This is a genomic window from Ignavibacteriota bacterium (assembly GCA_013285405.1).
Taxonomy (GTDB): Bacteria; Bacteroidota; Ignavibacteria; order Ignavibacteriales; family Ignavibacteriaceae; genus IGN2.
In genome coordinates, this window is sequence record CP053446.1 from 361620 (window position 1) to 382035 (window position 20416).

Genomic DNA, 20416 nt, shown 5'->3' on the forward strand with positions numbered 1-20416 from the left:
CTAAAGCCAATTAATATCAGATAAAATTTATAACCCCGAACTAAAAGTCGGGGTTAATAGCCACATCATTTAAGATGTGGACACTGATTTACAAAAAAATAAACCGGGTTTTAACCCGATTGAAGTTATTCATTGTCAGTTTCAGATGTTTGCTCATCTTCTGACTGTTCATAAACAGGGTTCATAGGTTGATAGGAATCATAAACTGTTTTGTCAAGCCAACCACCAGCAAGTGAACTGAAAATTCCTACAGCGCTTTTCATCAAAGTTGCTCTTGATTGTACATAACCAAGTTCCGAGTCAAATAAGTTTCTTTCAGCATCAAGAACTTCCAGATAGCTTGTTGCACCTTCATTATATTTCATCGTTGCCAGGTTATAATAAGTTTGCAGGGCGTCAAGCCGTTTTCCATCTGAAGAATATATTTCTTCTGTTTTTTTCCTTTCGACTAATGCATTCTGAGCATCGCTAAATGCAGTCTGAACTGATTTGATATAATTAAAGAAAGCTTGTCTCTGTATTGCTTCTGCGGATTCAACCTGGCTTGAAATCTCACCGGCACGGAATAATGGTGCAAGCAAACTTCCACCAGCATTCCACACAAATGAACTTGGTTCAAAAAGTTTTGCAACATCACTATTTGAAAATCCTAACAAACCAGTTAATGATAATGAAGGAAAGTAAAGCGATTTTACAACTCCGATTCTTGCATTGGCAGCGATCAACTGTTGTTCAGCTCCCAATACGTCCGGTCTTCTTTCAAGCAAAGTAGAAGGAAGACTTTCGGGAATATCAGGAAGAATCAGATTGTTTATCAATTGTCCGCGTGGTATAGGACCGGGATTTCTTCCAAGCAAAACACAAATTGCATTTTCTAATTGAATAATATTTTTTTCAAGAAATGGAATCTGAGATTTTGCATACCAGTACTCTGACTCGAGCTGGCTAATTTCAAGCTGGGAGATATCGCCTTTATTCTTTCTCTGTTGAAAAAGGTCTAATGATTTTGCACGCGAATCAACTGTACGATTTGCAATTTCAAGCTGAGCATCGAGGGAAAGCAGATCGAAGTAATTATTAGCAATCAGCGAAGTAATAGATAAGATAACTCCTCTTCGAACTTCCTCAACACTTAGTAAATCAGCGAGAGCCGCTTCATTTGCTCTGCGGATTTTTCCCCAGATATCAATTTCCCAGAATGCTGATAGATCCAATGTATAACGTTCAGACCTGAATTTTACGCCATCAACATTATATTCTCCAACTCTACCGGAAGCACCAGCATCAAATTTTGGATAGTAATTGGATTTTTCAACTCCGTACAATCCCATATATTGATCTACTCTTGCTGCTGCAATTTTAATATCATTATTTTCCTGGACGGCTGTCTTTATCAAATACGTTAAAACTGTATCTCCAAAAAGTTCCCACCATGTTGTGTCGGCAAGAGCAAGAGCAAGACTATCTTCAATCGTATAATCCTGCATCAGAATTGTGCTGTCCGGTATTTCAATATCCGGTCGGACATAGTCTGGTCCAACTGAACAACTTACAGCAAAAAGTAGAATCGAAACGGAAATCACTAAAAATATTTTTTTCATCAGTGTCCTCCTTTCTCCTCTGAACCTGAATCAGATGTTTCCGGAGGAGAAGGTTCTTTAGTTTTTTTATCACGAACAAAATATTTTTCAACCATAACAAAAAGTGATGGGATAGTAAAGATTGCAAGAACAGTTGCTATCAATAATCCGGAGAATACGGCAAGTCCCATTACTTTTCTGGATTCAGCACCTGCACCTGCTGCACGAACGAGTGGAAGAACGCCAAGTATGAACGCAAAAGATGTCATCAATATCGGGCGAAGACGAAGCTTGGCAGCATCGAGAGCCGCAGCAGCTACATCCATTCCTTCTTCTTTTTTCATCTTAGCAAATTCGACAATCAATATTGCATTTTTTGCAGCGAGTCCAATCAGAGTTACAAATCCTATCTGAGCAAACACGTTGTTGACATAACTATCACTAAAAAATCTGCCAATCCATAAACCAGCCATCGCTCCAAAAACAGCAAACGGAATTCCAAGCAGAACACTCATTGGTAAAGACCAGCTTTCGTACTGAGCAGATAGAATTAGAAAAACAAACAACAGTGCAAAAATGAAAACAGTCGCTCCGCTTCCCGCGGCTTCAACTTCCTGATAAGACATATTTGCCCAGTCATATCCCCAGCCTTGCGGCAAATATTGTGCTGCAACTTCCTGAAGTGCTGCTATTGCATCTGTAGATGTATATCCCGGAGCCGGAATACCAGTCAATTCAGCAGAACGAAATAGATTAAATCTGTTCGTGAATTCAGGACCATTTGTTGGACTCATAGATACAATTGAATTTAGAGGGACCATTCCACCCTGATTATTGCGGACATAGAATTGACCGAGATCCCAGGTTTCATTTCTATATTCTCCTTCTGCTGAAAGGTAAACTTTATACACTCTTCCAAATCTGTTGAAGTCGTTAATGTAGTTTGCACCAAGGAGTGAGCCGAGAGTTGTATTGACATCTGAAATTGTAACTCCTTGTTTCAGAACTTTATCTCTGCTGACTTCAGCAAATATCTGCGGAACATCGGGGCGGAAAAGTGTTGCTATTCTTCCAATCTCAGGACGTTTTTTTGCTTCGTTAATAAAATTCACAACCTGCTTACCAAGTTCAATCGGGGTATTTCCACTTTTATCCTGCAACATAAAAGTAAATCCAGCACCGGTTCCCAAACCCTGAATAGCAGGTGGTCCGAAAACATAAACAAACGCTTCGGGAACTGCATCAGACAAAGTTTTATTCAAAGCTTCGATAACTTCGAATGATCTTTCAGAAGTTTCAGTTCGCTCACTCCATTCTTTTAACGAAACAAAGAAAGTTGCAATGTTTGAACTTGCAACGCCGGTAATCAGACTATATCCTGAAATAGTAGTATAGTTATCAATGCTTTTTTCATTGGCAAGAATTTGTTCTATTTTTTTGCAGGCGAGATCAGTTCTTTGGAGCGAGCTTGCATCAGGAAGCTGCACGTTTATAAGAAAGTAGCCGTTATCTTCTTCAGGTACAAATCCACCAGGAACTCCCTTGAAGAGCAGAAGAGTAAGCACGACAATAATTCCAACGAAAATTATACTTCGTGAAACTTTGCGAACCAGAATTCCTGTAAATGAAAGATATTTTCCTGTAAATTTATCAAAGTATTTATTGAACCATGTATAAAATTTATCTAAGGGAGATTTCTTTCCTCCTTTTGGTTTTAATAATATTGCGGCTAAAGCAGGGCTTAGTGTAAGTGCGTTGAATGCGGAAAATAAAACTGAGATTGCAATTGTGATAGCAAATTGCTGATACAATCTTCCGGTAATTCCTCCCATAAATGCTACAGGTACGAACACTGCTGCAAGAATAAGAGCGATTGCTATAACGGGTCCCGATACTTCTTTCATAGCCTGAAATGTTGCATCTCTTGGTGTCATTCCATGTTCGATGTGATGCATCACCGCTTCAACAACCACTATTGCATCATCAACCACAATTCCGATTGCCAGCACCATACCGAGCAGTGAAAGTGTATTGATTGAAAATCCCAGCATTGGAAAAACAATGAATGTAGAAATCAGCGAAACCGGAACAGTTAAAAGAGGAATTAATGTCGCACGCCAGTTCTGCAAGAAAATAAAAACAACCAGTATTACAAGGAGAACGGCTTCAAATAATGTATGAACAATTTCATTAATTCCTTCTTCAATAGGAAGCGTTGTATCAAGAGTAACTTCATACTCCATCCCTGGCGGGAAACTAATTGCTAATTCATCCATCAGCTTTTTTAAATCTTCGGCAACAGCAATTGCATTTGATCCGGGCAACTGGAATACAGCAATAGTAGCCGCCGGTTTGCCATTGTTACGTCCAATCTGATTGTAGAGAAGTGTACCAAGTTCAATTCTTGCCACATCTTTTAATCTTAATTGGGAACCATCGGGATTTGTGCGAATTATAATTTGACCAAACTCTTCTTCATTCAGCAGCCTGCCTTGAGTTTTTACTGTATATGTAAAATCAGTTCCGGGAGGTGCAGGCGGCGCACCAATTTGACCTGCAGGACTAATCACGTTCTGATCCTGAACAGCTTTTACAATTTCAGGAACTGTTATACCCATTTTACCAATAGCGTCCGGTTTAACCCATATTCTCATTGCATAATCACTACCACCAAAAAGTTTTACATCACCAACACCCTTGGTTCTGCTGATTCGATCATTAATATTTATTGAAGCGTAATTGCTGAGGAAGTTATTGTCATATTGCCCACCCGGAGATTTCAATGTAATCAGCAGTAATGGAAAGACGAGAGATTTTTTTACTGTAACTCCATAATTTTTAACTGAAGCAGGAAGGAAAGCATCTGCCTGACTGACTCTGTTCTGAGTCAGTACATTGGACATATCAAGATCAGAACCAACATCAAAAGAAACCTGAAGTGTTAATGTTCCGTCATTACCATTAATTGATTTCATATAGATCATATTCTCAACACCATTTATCTGCTGTTCAAGCGGTGTTGCAACAGATTGTTCAACATCAATAGCAGAAGCACCAACATAAGTTGTTGTTACATTAATCATAGGTGGTACAATGTCAGGGAATTGAGCAATCGGAAGCCCACGCATAACTATTATTCCGACAAGCACCATCACAATGGATATAACCATAGCAACAATCGGACGACGAATAAAAAAATTAGCCATAAATTAATTCTCCTTCGAGGGTTTTTCCTGACTATCAGGTATTTTGGCTTCAATAGGAGAAACGACCATATCAGGTCTGACTTTTAACAAACCTTCATAGATGACATTCTCACCCGGATTAACGCCGGATTCAATGACGATATAATTATTGTATTCAGGACCTGTTGTTACGACTCTCATTACAACTTTTTTATTTTCATCAACAATGTAAACAGATTTTTGTCCCTGAATTTCAAAAATAGATCTGGAAGGTACAACCGTTGCATCTTTTCGTTCATCAATTACTATCCGGATTTTTGCAAATTGTCCGGGTCGTAAAGTTCTTTTTGGATTTGGGAATGAAGCTTCAAACTGTAAAGTACCAGTAGCCGGATCAATTTGTCTTTGAGCAAAACTGATTACACCTAAATAGGGATAAACTGTCTCATCAGCGAGCACCATCTGGATTTCTTTGGCTTTAACTTTTGTTCTACCTTCATTTTGTTCAATCCGTCTTATAAGATCTAAATACTCTTGTTCGGATATAGAAAATCTAACATGAACTGAATCCACTCTTGAGATAGTATTAAGAATAAGAACGTTTGGCGGACGACCAACGAAATCTCCAACACGCGCTACGGAAATACCAATTAATCCTGTTATGGGTGCATAAATTGTGGCGTAACTCAGATTAGTTTTTGCAATATTCAATGCGGCTAAAGCTGCATCTAATTCACCTTGCTGTGCTTCGTATTTTGATACAGCAATTTCAAGATCTCGCTGGCTGACTGCACCAGCTTTTGCAAGCGGAGTGTAACGTTTAACATCATCTTCAGCCTGAATTAATAAAGTTCTTACGGCAGCTACTTTACCTTCAGCTTCAGCTACAGCTTCCTGCAGTTCGGTTGCATCAATTGTGTAAAGCAATGCACCCTGACGAACTTCACTTCCTTCTTTAAAATAAATTCCTGTCAGCCAACCTTCAACTCTTGCTCTGATTTCAATGTCAACTGCTCCAAGTGTTTGACCAACCCACTCACCTGTTACCGGAACATTCATCTTCAGAGCTTTGGTTATCTGAACTTCCGGAGGTGGTCCTGTTTGCTGCTCTTCTTCACCGCAGGCAAAAACGAGAAAAATCAATAATAGACTAAGAAGCAACAAACAAAAAGCGCTCAGACTTCTTTTGGGATTTAACATTTTAATCACTCCTTCATTATAAAAGTACTTTAAGATTGAAATGGAATTTATTATTTAACTCATATAAAATTTAATTATAATAATTCTGAAATTTATATTTTCAAGAATTGCCGATTGCTTTGCTCACCGGTTCGCTTTTGACTTCATTTATCCAGGCTTTTAGCAAAGTATAAGTTACTGCAAGAATAACAGGTCCAATAAACAGTCCGACGATTCCAAAAGCAATTAATCCACCAATTACACCAGCGAAGATTAATAAAATCGGAAGATCAGCTCCTCGTTTTATTAAAAACGGGCGAATGAAATTATCGGAAGTTCCAACAAATATAGAAAGTATCAGCAAAACGGTTCCCCAAACAGGATCACCAGAAGCATATTTCCATATTACTGCAGGTAGTAATACAGGAAGTCCGCCAATTTGCGAGAGACCAAGAACGAACATAATAGCAGCCAGTAATCCTGCTTTCGGAACTCCACAAATCGCTAAAGAGACTCCGCCAAGAATCGATTGAATAAGTGCAGTGATTACAACTCCCATTGTAACTGCTTTTACAGCCTGACCAGCCAAAGTTACGATTTCATCACCTTTGTTTCCGGCAAGACGAACTGCAAAATTTCTGATACCTTTAACGGCAACATCACCTTTGGAATATAAAATTCCACAAATGATAACTGTGATTAGAAAATGTAAAAGAAATAATCCGACTCCTCCGGCTTTTGAAACAAACCATTTTACCACGTCATCAAGAAAAGGAACGATTTTTTTAATTATTTCTTCATTATGCATTGAAGTAATCTGGTTCCACCCATCTGCTAACTGAGAGCCAACTAAAGGAATCCCACTCATCCATTCCGGAGCAGATTGGAATCTTAAATCTGACAGAGCATTAAACCATCCGGAAAGTTCTGATACGTTTGTTGCGATTGTTCCTACTACTATTGCAATCGGTACAAGAATAACTGCAAGAATTAATAAAAGCATTACAGTAACTGCTAATCCTTTTTTGTTCCAGAGAATCTTCTGCAGTTTAAGCATAAAATTGTATGTGGAGACTACAATGATTGTAGCCCAAATCAGTGCAGCTACAAATGGTGCAAAAACCCAGATACTACCAACGGTCAATAGTAAAATTATTATAACACTCAGTGTAATCTGAGTTAAATCTTTTTTAGAAAGATCGTTATCCATTAACTGCCTCACTTTTTTTATTTAATAAATATTCAGATTAAACTCATTGAAAATTTAATTAATTATCATTGTCCTGTCATTTTCTTTGGATCAAGTAATTCTTTTATCTGCTCTTCAGTTAATAATTTTTTCTCACGGATGAGTTCCAGAATTCCTTTTCCTGTTTCGAGAGCTTCTTTAGCAAGCTCGGTCGTCTTTTCATAACCCAGCACAGGATTAAGTGCCGTTACGATCCCAACACTCTGATTGATATATTTTGTCATCACATCTTGATTTGCCGTAATTCCATCGATACAACTTGTGCGGAATGCTTTCATTGTATTCGTGAGGAGCTTCTGCGATTCAAGAATTGCAGAGATTGCTAAAGGTTCATAAGCATTTAACTGAAGCTGCCCGGTTTTTGCTGCGATTGTTACAGCCACATTATTTCCCATTACTTTGAATGTAACGAGATTCATAAGTTCCGGCATTACCGGATTAACTTTTCCCGGCATTATGGAAGAACCTGGTTGTAAAGCAGGAAGATTAATTTCAAATAATCCTGTCCGAGGTCCTGAAGCTAACAAAATTAAATCACTTGCAATTTTTGATAATCTGACAGCGAGTGTATTTAATGCATTCGAGTATTCAACAAATGAAGAAAGATCGGATGTAGCCGCAATTAAATCTGTTGCGGGAACAATTTTCTTTCCTGTCAATTCTGCAAGATGCTTAGCACAATTCTGTACGAAACCTTTTTGAGCAGTCAATTTAGTTCCGATTGCAGTTCCACCCATATTAATAACATATAAATTTTCTTCTGCTCTTTTTAGTTCACTTATTGATCCTTTGAGCTGTGATGCAAATGCGTTAAACTCTTGCCCTAATGTCATCGGAACTGCATCTTGCAATTCAGTTCTGCCCATCTTCAAGATATTTTCAAATTCTTTTCCTTTCTTTTCGAAAGATGCGATCAATGAGTTTAGTTCGGGAATCATTTTATCGTTCATCAGAATTATAGCAACATGAAGTGATGTCGGATAGGAATCATTTGTTGATTGAGACATATTGAGATGATCGTGCGGTTCAATGTAAGCGTAATCACCTTTTTGCTTTCCGCTAAGTTCCAATGCTATGTTGGCAAGAACTTCATTGACGTTCATATTTGCGGAAGTACCAGCGCCACCTTGATAAAGATCAACTAAAAACTGATCGTGATATTTTCCAGCCAGAACTTCCTTGCATGCCTTTTCCACTGCATCAAGAACATATTTTGGCAAAGCTCCCGAATCATAATTCGCTTTTGCAGCAGCAAGCTTTACTAATACAAAAGCATTTACAAGTTCAGGATAATCTTTTGTTGTCTGACCGCTGATTTGAAAATTTTCTAAGGCGCGCATAGTCTGGACACCGTAATATGCATCATTTGGTATTTGCTTATCACCAAGCAAATCGTGCTCTATTCTGAATCCGCTGTCCTGTGCGAACAGGATTGCTGGTAAAAACATCAATCCAACGATGACTGATAAAAATATTTTTTTTATTGATAACATGATTGACTCCAATAAAATTTATAAAACAAATGAACTAATTATAAACGCAAAGATTGTTGTAGCTACAAGACACACAATTCCCGGAAGCATAAAACTATGATTGAGAAGATATTTTCCTATCTTCGTTGTGCCCGTACGATCAAATGAAACTGCTGCCAATACAGTTCCATAAGTCGGTAAAAAGAAAAATCCGTTTACAGCAGGATAAACTGCAATTAAAATCCACAACGGCATACCAAGTGCAACCGCAACGGGCATGAGTGTTACAACAGTTGCTGCCTGACTAAATAGTAACATCGAAAGTACGAACAGTCCAATTACAAGCACCCATGGTGATTGTTGAATTATATCAGAAATTCCACTAACAATTTCAACTCTATTTCCCTCAAAGAAAGATGAACCCATCCATGAAACTCCGAGAATAGAAATTATTGCAACAACACCGCCGTTCATGATACTCCCTTTCACTGCTTCTGCAGGTTTTGCTTTAAAGAAGATCATCATCAATCCTCCTGCTGCAAGCATAATAATCATTATTGCATCACCCATTTCCAGATGTTTGGTGATTGACTCACCTGCTGAAAATATTTCATAATCCGGACGGAGCTGCGGAAAGATGCCAATCATTACAACAACTACAATTGCACATAAAAATACAAATAGTGAATTTCTCGCATTACTAATTTTTTCTTTAGCTATTTCTACAGAGGCAGTCGTCTCTTGAATTTTACCAGTCTTTAATCTTTCCTGATATTCAGGATCGTCTTTAAGTTCTTTACCTTTCCAAGCAACAGATAAAATTCCCACAATTAATCCGAGTAATGAAGCTGGAATAATTACCATCATAATTTGAAGAAGATTTACATCATAAGAAACAAGTGCTGCTAATAAAGCAACAGTAGCAGCACTTATGGGAGAAGAAATTAATCCGTACATAGAAGCTGTCACACTTATTGATAAAGGTCTTTCAGGACGAACACCCGCTTTAGTCGATACTTCTGCAATGACCGGAAGCAACGCATATATGACATGCTGAGTTCCGCTTGCAGCAATTAAAACATAAGTAACAAATGGTGCAACGAATGTGATGTATTGAGGTTTTTTGCGCAATACTTTATTTGCGAACGATATCAAATAATCGAGCCCGCCAGCAGATTGCATAGAAGCTAATGCTGTTATTACGGCGATTATCATTCCAAGTACGATTCCAGGAGGTGAACCTGGCGGAAGTCCAAAGACAAATACCAGAACCACAAGCCCGATCCCACCCATTGTACCTAATCCGATTCCTCCGAGCCTTGCACCTATCACTATGCAAGTAAAGAGTATCAGGAGTTCAATCCACATCATGGTTGCACCTAAATTGAATTTTAAATAGTTAAATGATCACAAAGCTGATCGCTAAAAACTAATTGGGCTAAAGCCCTATTTTGTTTAGCGGGCTCATTAATTTCCCCGACCTGAAGGTCGGGGCTAATAGCCACGCACTTCAGTGCGTGGTTAATTAACCCGCCCAAGTTAAAATGGGTTTCAACCCGTAATAATATTAAATAAATGATTTTATTCATTGAATTGATCTCGGGATTAATACATATCAAAATATTCCTGAATTTTTACAGGATCATTGGTTGTTAATAATGCAAGTCTTAAAAGAACTCGTGCTTTGGATGGAATAAGTTCATACGAAGCATCGAATCCAAGTGCATCATCATCCAGTTCAATATTTCGTCCAACAAAACCTGTAAGTACACGAGCAGCTCGAACAACTACTACATCCTTACTCACTGCATACTCACAAGCTTCAACACAGGCTTTTGGCATATTGCCATTACCTAATCCACTTGTAACAATTCCTTTAGATCCAAAATCAACCGAAGCTTTAATCAAATCTCCGGGTGCATTTTCGTAGATAGCAATAATATCAACTCTTGGTAAGCTTGTTAATCCATCAACGCTGAACGGTGTTTGATAAGTAAATTTTTTATCAGGATAATCGAAAAAATTAATATCTCCATAATTTACAGTTCCCAACGGTCCAACACCGGGAGATATAAATGTTTCAACAGCAGTAGTGTTACTTTTAACAACAGCGCGAGCAGAATGAATTAAATCATTTGCAACAACCATAACTCCGCGATCCCAGGAATCTTTGCTTCCGGCAACTGCAACTGCATTGTAAATATTTAGCGGACCATCCGCACTCAATGCTGTTGAAGGTCGCATAGAACATGTAAGCACAACAGGTTTTTTAGATTTCAGAACAAGATTCAGGAAGTAAGCAGTTTCTTCCATTGTATCTGTTCCGTGTGTGATTACTATTCCATCAACATCATCCTGTTTTAATAATTCATTGCAGTGTTTTGCAAGTTTTAGCCATACTTCATCACTCATATCCTGACTACCGATATTTGAAATTTGTTCACCACTTACAATTGCGATTTCCTTAAGCTGTGGTACAGCATTAATTAATATTTCTACACCAACTTGCCCGGATTGATAACCTGATTGAACTTCAGTTGGTGCAGCCCCGGCAATTGTACCTCCTGTAGCAAGAATAACTACGTGAGGAAGATCTTGTGCAAAGAGATTAAATGAAAGTGCTACGACTATTAAGAAACCAAAATGTTTTTTCATGACATTACTCCTTATGTTTTTGAAAATATTTGATATTCAATAATTTTAAATCAATCGAAGTTTTGTAAAACAATTGACTATTTCTTTTCTGAACCAGTCTCTGATTTTTTCACCAATGGCAAATTCGCAGCAATACTCAGATCCACAACTAATTGCATCTGATTTTGTAACTGCATAAATTTTGCTGCGACGGTCGGTGATAAAGCTTCTGAGAATTTAGTAAAATACTCTTCATTCAGAGACACTCGATCACTCTGGAAATCAAACGCTTCTTTAATAAGTTCAGTAGCTTTTTCATCATTCATATTGTCATAATTTGCAGCAAAGTCTTTGATATTTGCTATTCTTTCACTGTTTAATTCATCAAGCTCTTTCTCCATTTCCCCATATATTGGCCAGAAAAGAGAAGACTGTTGATCTGTGAATTCCATAGTCTGAGTTATAATGGTTTTCTTATTTGTTTTTAATTCAGATTTTAGAATTTCGATGTAGCTGTCTGCATCCTGTGCATATAAAAAATTTACAGACATAAATACTACAATCATTAATAAATACTTCATGACATTATTCCTTTTATTTGATTTTTGATATTTGATTATTATTTATACAGAGGTTCATACATTTTACTTCTAATAAACTTTTCTAAATTCTTAGGTTTTTTAACACGGGCTAATCCGCTTCTGAAAATTTCTTCAGCAACTTTTATTGCAACATTTTTTGAAACTTCTCTTATATTTTTTATCGGTGGATAGATCAAACCTTTTTCAAAATCTTCATTTTTAATCTGATCAGCAACTGCTTCTGATGCAACCAAAAGCATTTCATCAGTAACTCGTTTTGCTTCAGTTGCAAAGATCGCCATTCCAAGTGCAGGAAAAATGAAGACATTATTTCCCTGTCCCGGTGTGTATGTTTTTCCATTGTATGTCACAGGTGCAAACGGACTTCCGCTTGCAAATATTGCTTTACCTTTGCTCCATTGGTATGCCTGCTCAGCAGTACATTCCGAATGAGAAGTCGGATTTGAATAAGGAAATATTATCGGTCGTTCATTTATCGAGCTTATATTTTCTATTACCTTTTGAGTGAAAGCTCCACCAACTGTACTAACTCCAATTATTGCTGTTGGTTTTATTTTCAGAATGCTTTCGGCAAAATTATTTGATGGTTCAGCATCGTGCGCAAAATGTTTTTGATGATCAGCAAGATCTGTTCTGGATTTGACGAGCAATCCATTCACATCAAACATCCAGATATTATTTAGTGCTTCATCTCTGCTCAAGCCATCTTTTTGAAATTTCTTGACAAGCATATCTGCAATTCCAAATGCTGCAGCACCAGCACCAAGAAATAAAAATTTCTGATCTTTGAAAGATTTTTTTAACAAACGACTGATAGCAATAAATCCGGCAACTGCAATTGCAGCCGTTCCCTGAACATCATCGTTGAAGGTACAAATTCTTTCACGGTATTTTTCCAAGATTCTAATTGCATTCACTCCGGCAAAGTCTTCCCACTGAATACAAATCTTCGGATAAACTTTTGTGATAGCTTTTACGAATGCTTCAACAAAATCATCATATTGCTTCCCTTTAATTCGTTTCTGTTTTAGTCCCGGATAAAGCGGATCATTTAAAAAATTTTCGTTATCCGTTCCGGCATCAAGAATAATCGGAAGAGTATGTTCAGGCGGAACACCAGCACAAGCAGTATAAAGAGCAAGTTTTCCAATCGGAATTCCCATTCCGCAAATTCCAAGATCACCAAGTCCAAGTATTCTTTGCCCATCAGTGACAACTGCAAATCTCACATCCTTAACCGGCCAGTTTTTCAAAATTGATTCAATTTTATTTTTATTTTTTATTGATATGAAAAGTCCTCTCGGTCGTCTCGCAATGTGACCCAAACGCTGGCAGGCTTCTCCAACCGTTGGTGTATAAACCAATGGCATAAACTTAGCAGGATCACTTATAATAGTTTTGAAAAACAATGTTTCATTTGTATCGAGCAATCCAGTCAGATAGATGTACTTGTTGATTGGTTTATTTAAATTGTCAACCTGACCTTGAACACGTAAAATTTGTGTTTCCATAGATTCAACTTCATCAGGAAGAATTCCATCTAACCCGTACTTTTTCCTTTCTGCTTTAGAAAAAGCAGTTCCTTTATTCCGTCGGGGATTGTATATCAGCGAATATCCTTTAAGCTCTTTCATCGGATTTGTTGTAATTATTTTAAATACATTTATTAGAAAAAGAACTCTCTCTCATCTCTCTCTTAAAAGAGAGAGTCTTATTATCAGTAAAACAATCTATATCTTAATTTTGACCTTACACCGTACCAATTAATGTGAAGTCATAAGTTTTCATAAGCCCTTCTCTTTGCAAGAGAAGGGTTGGGATGAGTTCCACACTAAAGAAAATTTAAAAGAGTATTTCAATTATCATATAAATTTTTCATTAGTTCGTTTTCATAAATTGTTAAAGATTCATCAATGCTACTATCACAGGTCCCCATGCAGTTAATAAAATATTTCCGAGTGCGTAAGGAACTGTATAACCAAGCACAGGTAATTTACTGTTTGCATTTTCCTGTACTGCTTTAAGTGCTGCTGTCATAGTTCCAGCGCCTGATTGAGCACCAAGCAGTATTACCGGATTAATTTTTAGTATGAACCTACCAACTAATAATCCGAAAATATGTGGCACGACTGCGACAATGACTCCGGCAAATAATAATCCAATTCCAGTTTGATGTAATCCTGAAATAAAACTTGGACCTGCTGAAAGACCAATAATGCCAATGAATGCTGCTAATCCAACTGTATCAAAAATCCATAAAGCTGGTTCAGGAATTCGCCCAAACTTTGGTGTTTTAGATCTAAGCCAGCCAAATATTAATCCCATTACAAGTGCTCCTCCACTTGTGGTTAGTGTAATTGATATTCCTGCTATAGTAATTGAAATCAATCCAACTAATCCTCCAATGACAATTCCTAGACCGACAAATATCATATCAGTTGCAGGTGAGTTGCTATCAAGATATCCAATAATTTTTGTTGCACGATCAACTTCCTCACGAAGCCCGGAGATTTTTAGTACATCGCCCCGATTCACAATTGTTTCCGGCGAGAATGGAATTTCCTGACCTGTTCGAATCAACTTGTGCAGTTTAACTCCCTGACCATATTTCATTGCAATATCACTCAAAGATTTACCAATTAAATTTTTATTTGTCACAATTAGATCCCTGTAGAGAATTGGAAAGTCTAAAAGTTCTCGATCCATAATTTCCGTTCCGATGTCATTAATCTTTTGGAAAAAAACCTGATACCTTGCCATTACAGCAATCACATCTCCCGATTTCAAAATTGTATTTCCAATCGGTTCGATAATTATACCATTTCTGCGAATCCGGTGAATAAAAATCCGAAAGCCGGTAATACTTTTTTCTAAATCATCAATTGATAATCCCGACCATTTTTCATTTGTAATTTTGAAAGCCCGAAGCCTCCAGTCTTCAAAAGCTGAAGCTATTCCGTCATCTTCTTCTTCAGATTTTCCTAAAAGTTTTTTTTCAAGCTCACGACTTTCTGTTCTTAAATTTATTTTCATAAGTTTTGGAGCGAGTGAAGAAAGAAACCAAACAAGAATTGTTGTTCCAACGAGATATGTTACAGCATAAGCAACAGGAATATTATTTAACAAAATTGTTTTCTGTTCAAGCGTGACAGGAAGACGCTGAATTGATTCGCTTGCTGTTCCGATGACAGTTGATTCAGTAAAAGCACCTGCTAATAGTCCTGCAGCAGTTCCAACATCAAATCCCATAAGCTTTGACATTATGAATGCTGTGAGTAAACAAGTAACGCAGATAACAACCGTAAGTATAAGTTGAGGCACAGCATCTTTCTTTAATCCCCGGAAAAATTGAGGACCTACTTTGTAACCTGTTGCAAATAAAAACAAATCAAAGAAAATAACTTTAACGGTAGGATGAATCTGAATATCGAATTGACCGATTAACACACCAGCAAATAAAGTTCCGAGCACAGAACCTACTTTAAAATTTCCAATTCTTATTTTGCCAATAGCAAAACCAAAAGCGAGAGTTAGGAAAAGAGCTAACTCAGGATGCTGCTGAAGTATTTTGACAAATTCATTCATAAAATCTCAAAGTGTTAGAAGTTTTTTTAAAAGTAATAGCTTATATAAATTCTGGAATAAATAAATTTAAAAGTCTGTTCATATTCCTGTGGTTCTATAAATTGAAGAAAATTTTCAATACCAAGTGTAAAATCATTCCGGTTATAAAACGCAATATTAATATTTCCTGAAAACACCGGTGGTTTGGCATCGTTAAATCTCCAGTCGTTTGAAATGAGTGTGCCGCCCAATCCAACACCAAAAGGAATGTGAATCCAATTACGTAAGTCAATGCTAAGTGCAAGTCCGAAGTTATACTGAAACTGGCTCTGATTTTCAGCAGCGTAGAATTCACCAAATCCTCCGGATAGTTTAGTAACCAATCCAAAGACATCACTAAACCGGACTGCAAATCTCAAATCCGTTTGCGTAGTCAGGCTTTGATAATCAGTAACAATCTGCTTGTTAATAATAGTGTCTATTTGAGTGATGGTAGTATCAGCACCACCAAAGATGTCAATAAAAGTTAGATCAGTTGTGTTAAGTGATATGCTTGCAGAAAACATAAGATCTTCGTTTTCGGCAATCCTGAATAACCAGCCAATATTAAAGCTGGATGCTGCTGATACACCTTCCGAAGCAAAGGATAAAAAATTGTTTCCTAATCTTGCAAGCCCAAATGCTTTTATATTTACTGCCGCCCAGTTTCTGATAGCGTATTGGAATTCTACTCCACCTGTTGAGTAGAATATATCCGGTTCAAATTTTATGGTTCTATTAAACTCGCCAATTGTGATAGGTATTTCAGTCTCAACCATTTCAGCGATACCGAAACCAAGATGAAATTTAGTACTTACAAAAGGATCGTCAACGTTTGATATTGATGTAAAAACGTGATTACCGCGCGATGGTAAATAAGTTGTATCAGAACTTTGTTTTAAGACTTCAGTCGAATCAGATTCTTGTGCGAGACATCGTAAAAAAAATGGAGTGACTCCATTTAGGAATAATAATAATAAAAGTAGTTTGTTTATTTCTTTCATAGTATTAAAATTTTAAAGTGGTATCAAGATTCCGGTACTCAACCTCAAACCGGTACTTTTAAAGTTTGACAAATATATTTCTGTGTCTGACTCGTTTTCATCCGATCGTATATTAATAAGACCCTGAATGTATCTCAGCTCAACGAAGAGTGATGGTCCACCTATTGGAATTTTATATCCAATATTGAAGAACGCAAGTGCATCATAGTTTATGAATTTATCTTTTATGTCTTTTTCCTGCGATTCATATTCTAGTTTTGCGCTGCTTAATAATTGAGCGCTTAAACCACTGCCTACAAAAAAATTTCCAGCATTTACTTTGAACATCAGACCAAGTCCAAAATAGTTTTGCTTAACTTTAAATTTTAATGTAGTATCTTCTAATCCTTCTTCGAGATGTATATCGATTGTTGATCCACGTTGTTCAAAAGAGGGCTCAAGTGAGATTACAAAATCGGTTGATGGATGGAAATCTAAATTTGCACCAGCAGCTAATCCTCTGATATCGCCATATCCGGCATCTTCTGGTGGATTGCCGCCAAAGCTGGAATTGTTGACGCCACCCCAGAGTGATAGCTGAACCTGGGCGAATGAATTGTTGCCAAGGATAAAAATAAAAAAAGTTAAGGCTATAAAATTTTTAATCATAATATTTTTAACTAACTACATTTTATTATTTGAATTTATCTTCTTCTTCCACTTCCTCTGTTAAAACTTCTGTTTTGTGTTGTTCTTTGTTGATTAAAAGAATTGGTTCTCTGGTTTCCTTTTTCTCTTGAGTTATATTGTTTGTTTAAATCCTGTTTATTCCTATCGAAGGAGGATTTGTTTTTATTATTCTCAACATTTGACCAGTTATTTCCATCCCTGGACTGCCATTGGTTGTTATCTTTTTTGTAAACATTCCCGTTTTTATCAGAAAAAACATTATTCTTATCATTCGTATTTACTCTGTTCCTTTGAACATCGCCCGTGGAAACATTATTTCTTTGTCTGTCCATAGTAGAAAGATTGTTTCGCTGTCTGTCATTAGTATTAATGTTCTCTCTGCTCTCTCGGTTATAAATATTCCTGTTTCCTTCACCCAACTGATTAATGCGTGGGTTGTTTTGTGCGTAGTTGTAACCAGCATAAAATCCCGCTCTTCTACCGTGATAATACCCATGATGGTAGCCAGCATGATATCCTCCGGCTCCCCCAATATCCTCCGTAATATGGATAAGAACTAAAACCAATAGAAAACCAGCCATAAGGTCCGCCGAAACTCATTCCAAAACCGAAACTCCATCCCATATAAGGGTTGTAGTGAACTGAAAATCCGTAGGTGACAGGACGAGGATAATAGTACGCTCCATACCAGGGCTGATAGTAATAACCTGTTCCATAAATAACAGTTCCACCATAAACATAAGACCCGGTGTAGCCGGGATAGTATCCAACATAAACAACTTCAGGAGTGGAATCGTACACATAAACATATTTTGTATTATAAACCGGTGAGTCAGGAGTCATTTCATAAATCTTATCAGGAACTTCATCAGCAACTTTCCATGGACCTTTCGGACTATCAGAAACAAACCAGGTTGCATTATCACAACAGTAATATTTATCATAATATTTGATTACACTTTTATCTGTATTCGTAGCATAATAAAGATCTGACGTTGATAATTGTTCGAACTTTGGTTCACCGTCATAGTTAACTTCGAGCTTTGTGCTGCGATCAACTTTAGCTGTTTGAGGTATTTGAGTATCAAGTATTGCATCCTTCGATTCCTGAGTACCAGGAACATTAGTAAGTACATTACCCATATCCGAATCAACTGGAATTTTAGCAAAGTCTGCCGGCAGGTTTTCAGGCTCAATATATTTCCAGGGACCTTCAAGGGATTTTGATTGAAACCATCTTCCTGAAATCAGAATAAAATAAGTTTGTGAAGTAAGATCCATTAAGATATCGCTGTCAGTATTTTCAACAAACAAAAGTGAAGTACCTTCTATTGAAGCGAGTTTTGGTTCCCCAGTCGTTACGATTAATTCTGCCGGCTTGGTTCTTACAATAATCTCAGGTTTAACTTTGATCGTATCGGGATCTATGTTCTTATATTCATCAGGATTTTTCTTCAGAATGAATTCAATTAACTCATCAGGAATTTCCTCAGTGAATTCATATCCATCGTAAACATTTTCCGATTCATACCATAGAACTCCGCCTTTCAGATAATACATCTCTTCCCAATTATCTTTTACAATGAAGAACGGAGTATTGATCACCATTTCATAATCTGTGTCTTCCAGCTTTTTAAATTTTGGTTCACCATCTATGGTAATTAACACTGAAGGTGTTGTTACGTGGATTATTTCAGGAGGGTCGTTCTTGAAATTTTCTTTTGTAGTACTTTTGTCATCTTCCAAACTGGCAATCAATTGATCAATTGTAATATCTAACTTCCATTTAGGAATTTCCTCACTTAAAAATTTCTTCAGCTCTTCAATTTTTGTTGAATCCTGATTCGGAAATTTTGCGTCTGTAACCATGACTTCATCAAGTGAAATTTCTCTTGTATCCCGATCAGTTAAAATTTTAGTTTTTACCCAGACTGCACCAAATATGGGTTCTTCCTGTTTTGGTGATTTTATCATCACTGCAGAACGGAACTCGAGATTTACTTTATCAAATGATTCTACCTGCGGTTGATATAGTGTAATCACTGTTCCTGATGGATGAGTAATTTCCTTTGGCCATTCCTGAGAAAAGACTTCTGAACATAAAATCAGAAGGACACAAGATATTATTATTGAATACTTCATTCTTAATCTCATTTGATATTTTCTTTCTCCCAATTTCTGACTTTAACCCGGGCTTCGTTGAATAATTTTTCGTAATTACCAATACATACTTTGTAAGTAACCTCTTCTCCAACAGCTTTCCACAACCTGTCATAAAGATGATAAACATAAAGCTGCTTTTCCTGTTTATCAGGTGCAACGTTATCCGTTCCGAATAAAAATCTGTCCGGATATTTCTTAATTAAACCCGCAGTACGTTCAACAGAAGTATCATTTTGCATTATCCATTTTGCAACTTCATCCCATGAAATATCAAAATAAAGATTTTTGCAATCGGGATCCTGAAGAACCTGATCCAGTTTTTTTGCCATATCTTCAACCGGATGAACAATTCTTCCCAAACCACAGTGTGCCCAGATTGTAGTGGTGTTAGGATGTCTCTTGATTAGATCAATCATTCCTGTGAGATAATTTGGCTTTCCCGGTTTCGGGAATGGATTATCAATATCATTGTGAATAAGTACGAGCAATCCGCTTTCAGCACAGAACTCAAAAATTCTATCGAGCGCCGGATCGTAATAGCTTGCAACGTCACCGGAGATTTTTGATGATACAAATTCTTTATGAATAGTAAACTCTCCGATTCCTGTAAACACTCCCGGAAAAGTTTTTAAAACTCTTTTGATATGATCAACTGCGTACATATCGGTGGGATTAAATCCTGTTATCATCGGGTCGAGACGTTTTTGCTTTTCTTCCGGAAGAGATGTGTACATCATTGCGATAACTGCATCAGTGAACGAATAATAATAAAGTGGTGCATCAGAATCGAGATAATATGTCGGAGCTATATTTTCTGTCACACGATAAGACCATTGCTGTTGAAGTGGAATACCAAATAAAGTCGAACGACCGACTTTATTTCCCATAATTGAATCAACATAAAAGTTTATATCAATTCCTTCCTGAATGTAGTTTGTTATGTGAAAGTGTGAATCATTGAATAAATAATCATCGCTGGATTGTCCTTTAGTCAGCATTAATACTCCAAATACGAGCAGAAGTATTATCGTGTAAATAAACTTCAGAGAGACCGGGAACGTTTTATTTTTCATTTA

The 20416-nt window shown here is 37.0% G+C and carries 15 protein-coding genes; all 15 read right to left on the bottom strand.

What is annotated here, in order from left to right:
* Positions 1 to 125: 125 nt before the first annotated feature.
* Positions 126 to 1601 (bottom strand): efflux transporter outer membrane subunit, encoded by a 1476-nt coding sequence (locus HND39_01610; protein ID QKJ95062.1) that lies wholly within the window; start codon positions 1599 to 1601, stop codon positions 126 to 128.
* Positions 1601 to 4786 (bottom strand): efflux RND transporter permease subunit, encoded by a 3186-nt coding sequence (locus HND39_01615; GenBank protein QKJ95063.1) that lies wholly within the window; start codon positions 4784 to 4786, stop codon positions 1601 to 1603. Before HND39_01615 ends, HND39_01610 begins: the two co-directional genes overlap by 1 nt.
* Positions 4787 to 4789: 3 nt before the next feature.
* Entirely contained in the window at positions 4790 to 5965 is a 1176-nt protein-coding gene (locus HND39_01620) for an efflux RND transporter periplasmic adaptor subunit (GenBank protein QKJ95064.1), read from the bottom strand.
* A gap of 100 nt (positions 5966 to 6065) precedes the next feature.
* Positions 6066 to 7154: an AI-2E family transporter YdiK gene (ydiK, locus tag HND39_01625; protein QKJ95065.1), complete on the bottom strand. Its 1089-nt coding sequence runs from the start codon at positions 7152 to 7154 to the stop codon at positions 6066 to 6068.
* A 65-nt stretch (positions 7155 to 7219) separates the two neighbouring features.
* Positions 7220 to 8641, bottom strand: a complete 1422-nt coding sequence (locus tag HND39_01630) for an aspartate ammonia-lyase (protein QKJ97844.1) — start codon at positions 8639 to 8641, stop codon at positions 7220 to 7222.
* A gap of 63 nt (positions 8642 to 8704) precedes the next feature.
* Positions 8705 to 10033 carry an anaerobic C4-dicarboxylate transporter gene (locus HND39_01635; GenBank protein QKJ97845.1) on the bottom strand — a complete coding sequence of 443 codons (1329 nt, stop codon included), beginning with the start codon at positions 10031 to 10033 and terminating at the stop codon, positions 8705 to 8707.
* Positions 10034 to 10270: 237 nt separating this feature from the next.
* A complete protein-coding gene (locus HND39_01640; GenBank protein ID QKJ95066.1) occupies positions 10271 to 11320 on the bottom strand; it encodes a type II asparaginase in 1050 nt (349 codons plus the stop codon).
* Between the two features lie 77 nt (positions 11321 to 11397).
* Positions 11398 to 11880, bottom strand: a complete 483-nt coding sequence (locus HND39_01645) for a hypothetical protein (protein QKJ95067.1) — start codon at positions 11878 to 11880, stop codon at positions 11398 to 11400.
* Between the two features lie 38 nt (positions 11881 to 11918).
* A complete protein-coding gene (locus HND39_01650; GenBank protein QKJ95068.1) occupies positions 11919 to 13535 on the bottom strand; it encodes an NAD-dependent malic enzyme in 1617 nt (538 codons plus the stop codon).
* A 265-nt stretch (positions 13536 to 13800) separates the two neighbouring features.
* On the bottom strand, positions 13801 to 15486 hold the full coding sequence (gene aspT / locus HND39_01655; protein ID QKJ95069.1) for an aspartate-alanine antiporter: 1686 nt from the start codon (positions 15484 to 15486) through the stop codon (positions 13801 to 13803).
* Between the two features lie 26 nt (positions 15487 to 15512).
* Positions 15513 to 16508 (bottom strand): hypothetical protein, encoded by a 996-nt coding sequence (locus HND39_01660; protein QKJ95070.1) that lies wholly within the window; start codon positions 16506 to 16508, stop codon positions 15513 to 15515.
* A gap of 12 nt (positions 16509 to 16520) precedes the next feature.
* On the bottom strand, positions 16521 to 17156 hold the full coding sequence (locus tag HND39_01665) for a PorT family protein (GenBank protein QKJ95071.1): 636 nt from the start codon (positions 17154 to 17156) through the stop codon (positions 16521 to 16523).
* Positions 17157 to 17191: 35 nt separating this feature from the next.
* Complete coding sequence (locus tag HND39_01670) at positions 17192 to 17758, bottom strand: hypothetical protein (GenBank protein ID QKJ95072.1); 567 nt, start codon at positions 17756 to 17758, stop codon at positions 17192 to 17194.
* Positions 17655 to 19319, bottom strand: coding sequence for a carbohydrate-binding family V/XII (locus HND39_01675; GenBank protein QKJ95073.1), 1665 nt, complete (start codon positions 19317 to 19319; stop codon positions 17655 to 17657). The genes HND39_01670 and HND39_01675 overlap by 104 nt, the downstream gene beginning before the upstream one ends.
* A gap of 8 nt (positions 19320 to 19327) precedes the next feature.
* Complete coding sequence (locus HND39_01680; protein QKJ95074.1) at positions 19328 to 20413, bottom strand: amidohydrolase family protein; 1086 nt, start codon at positions 20411 to 20413, stop codon at positions 19328 to 19330.
* Positions 20414 to 20416 lie beyond the last annotated feature (3 nt).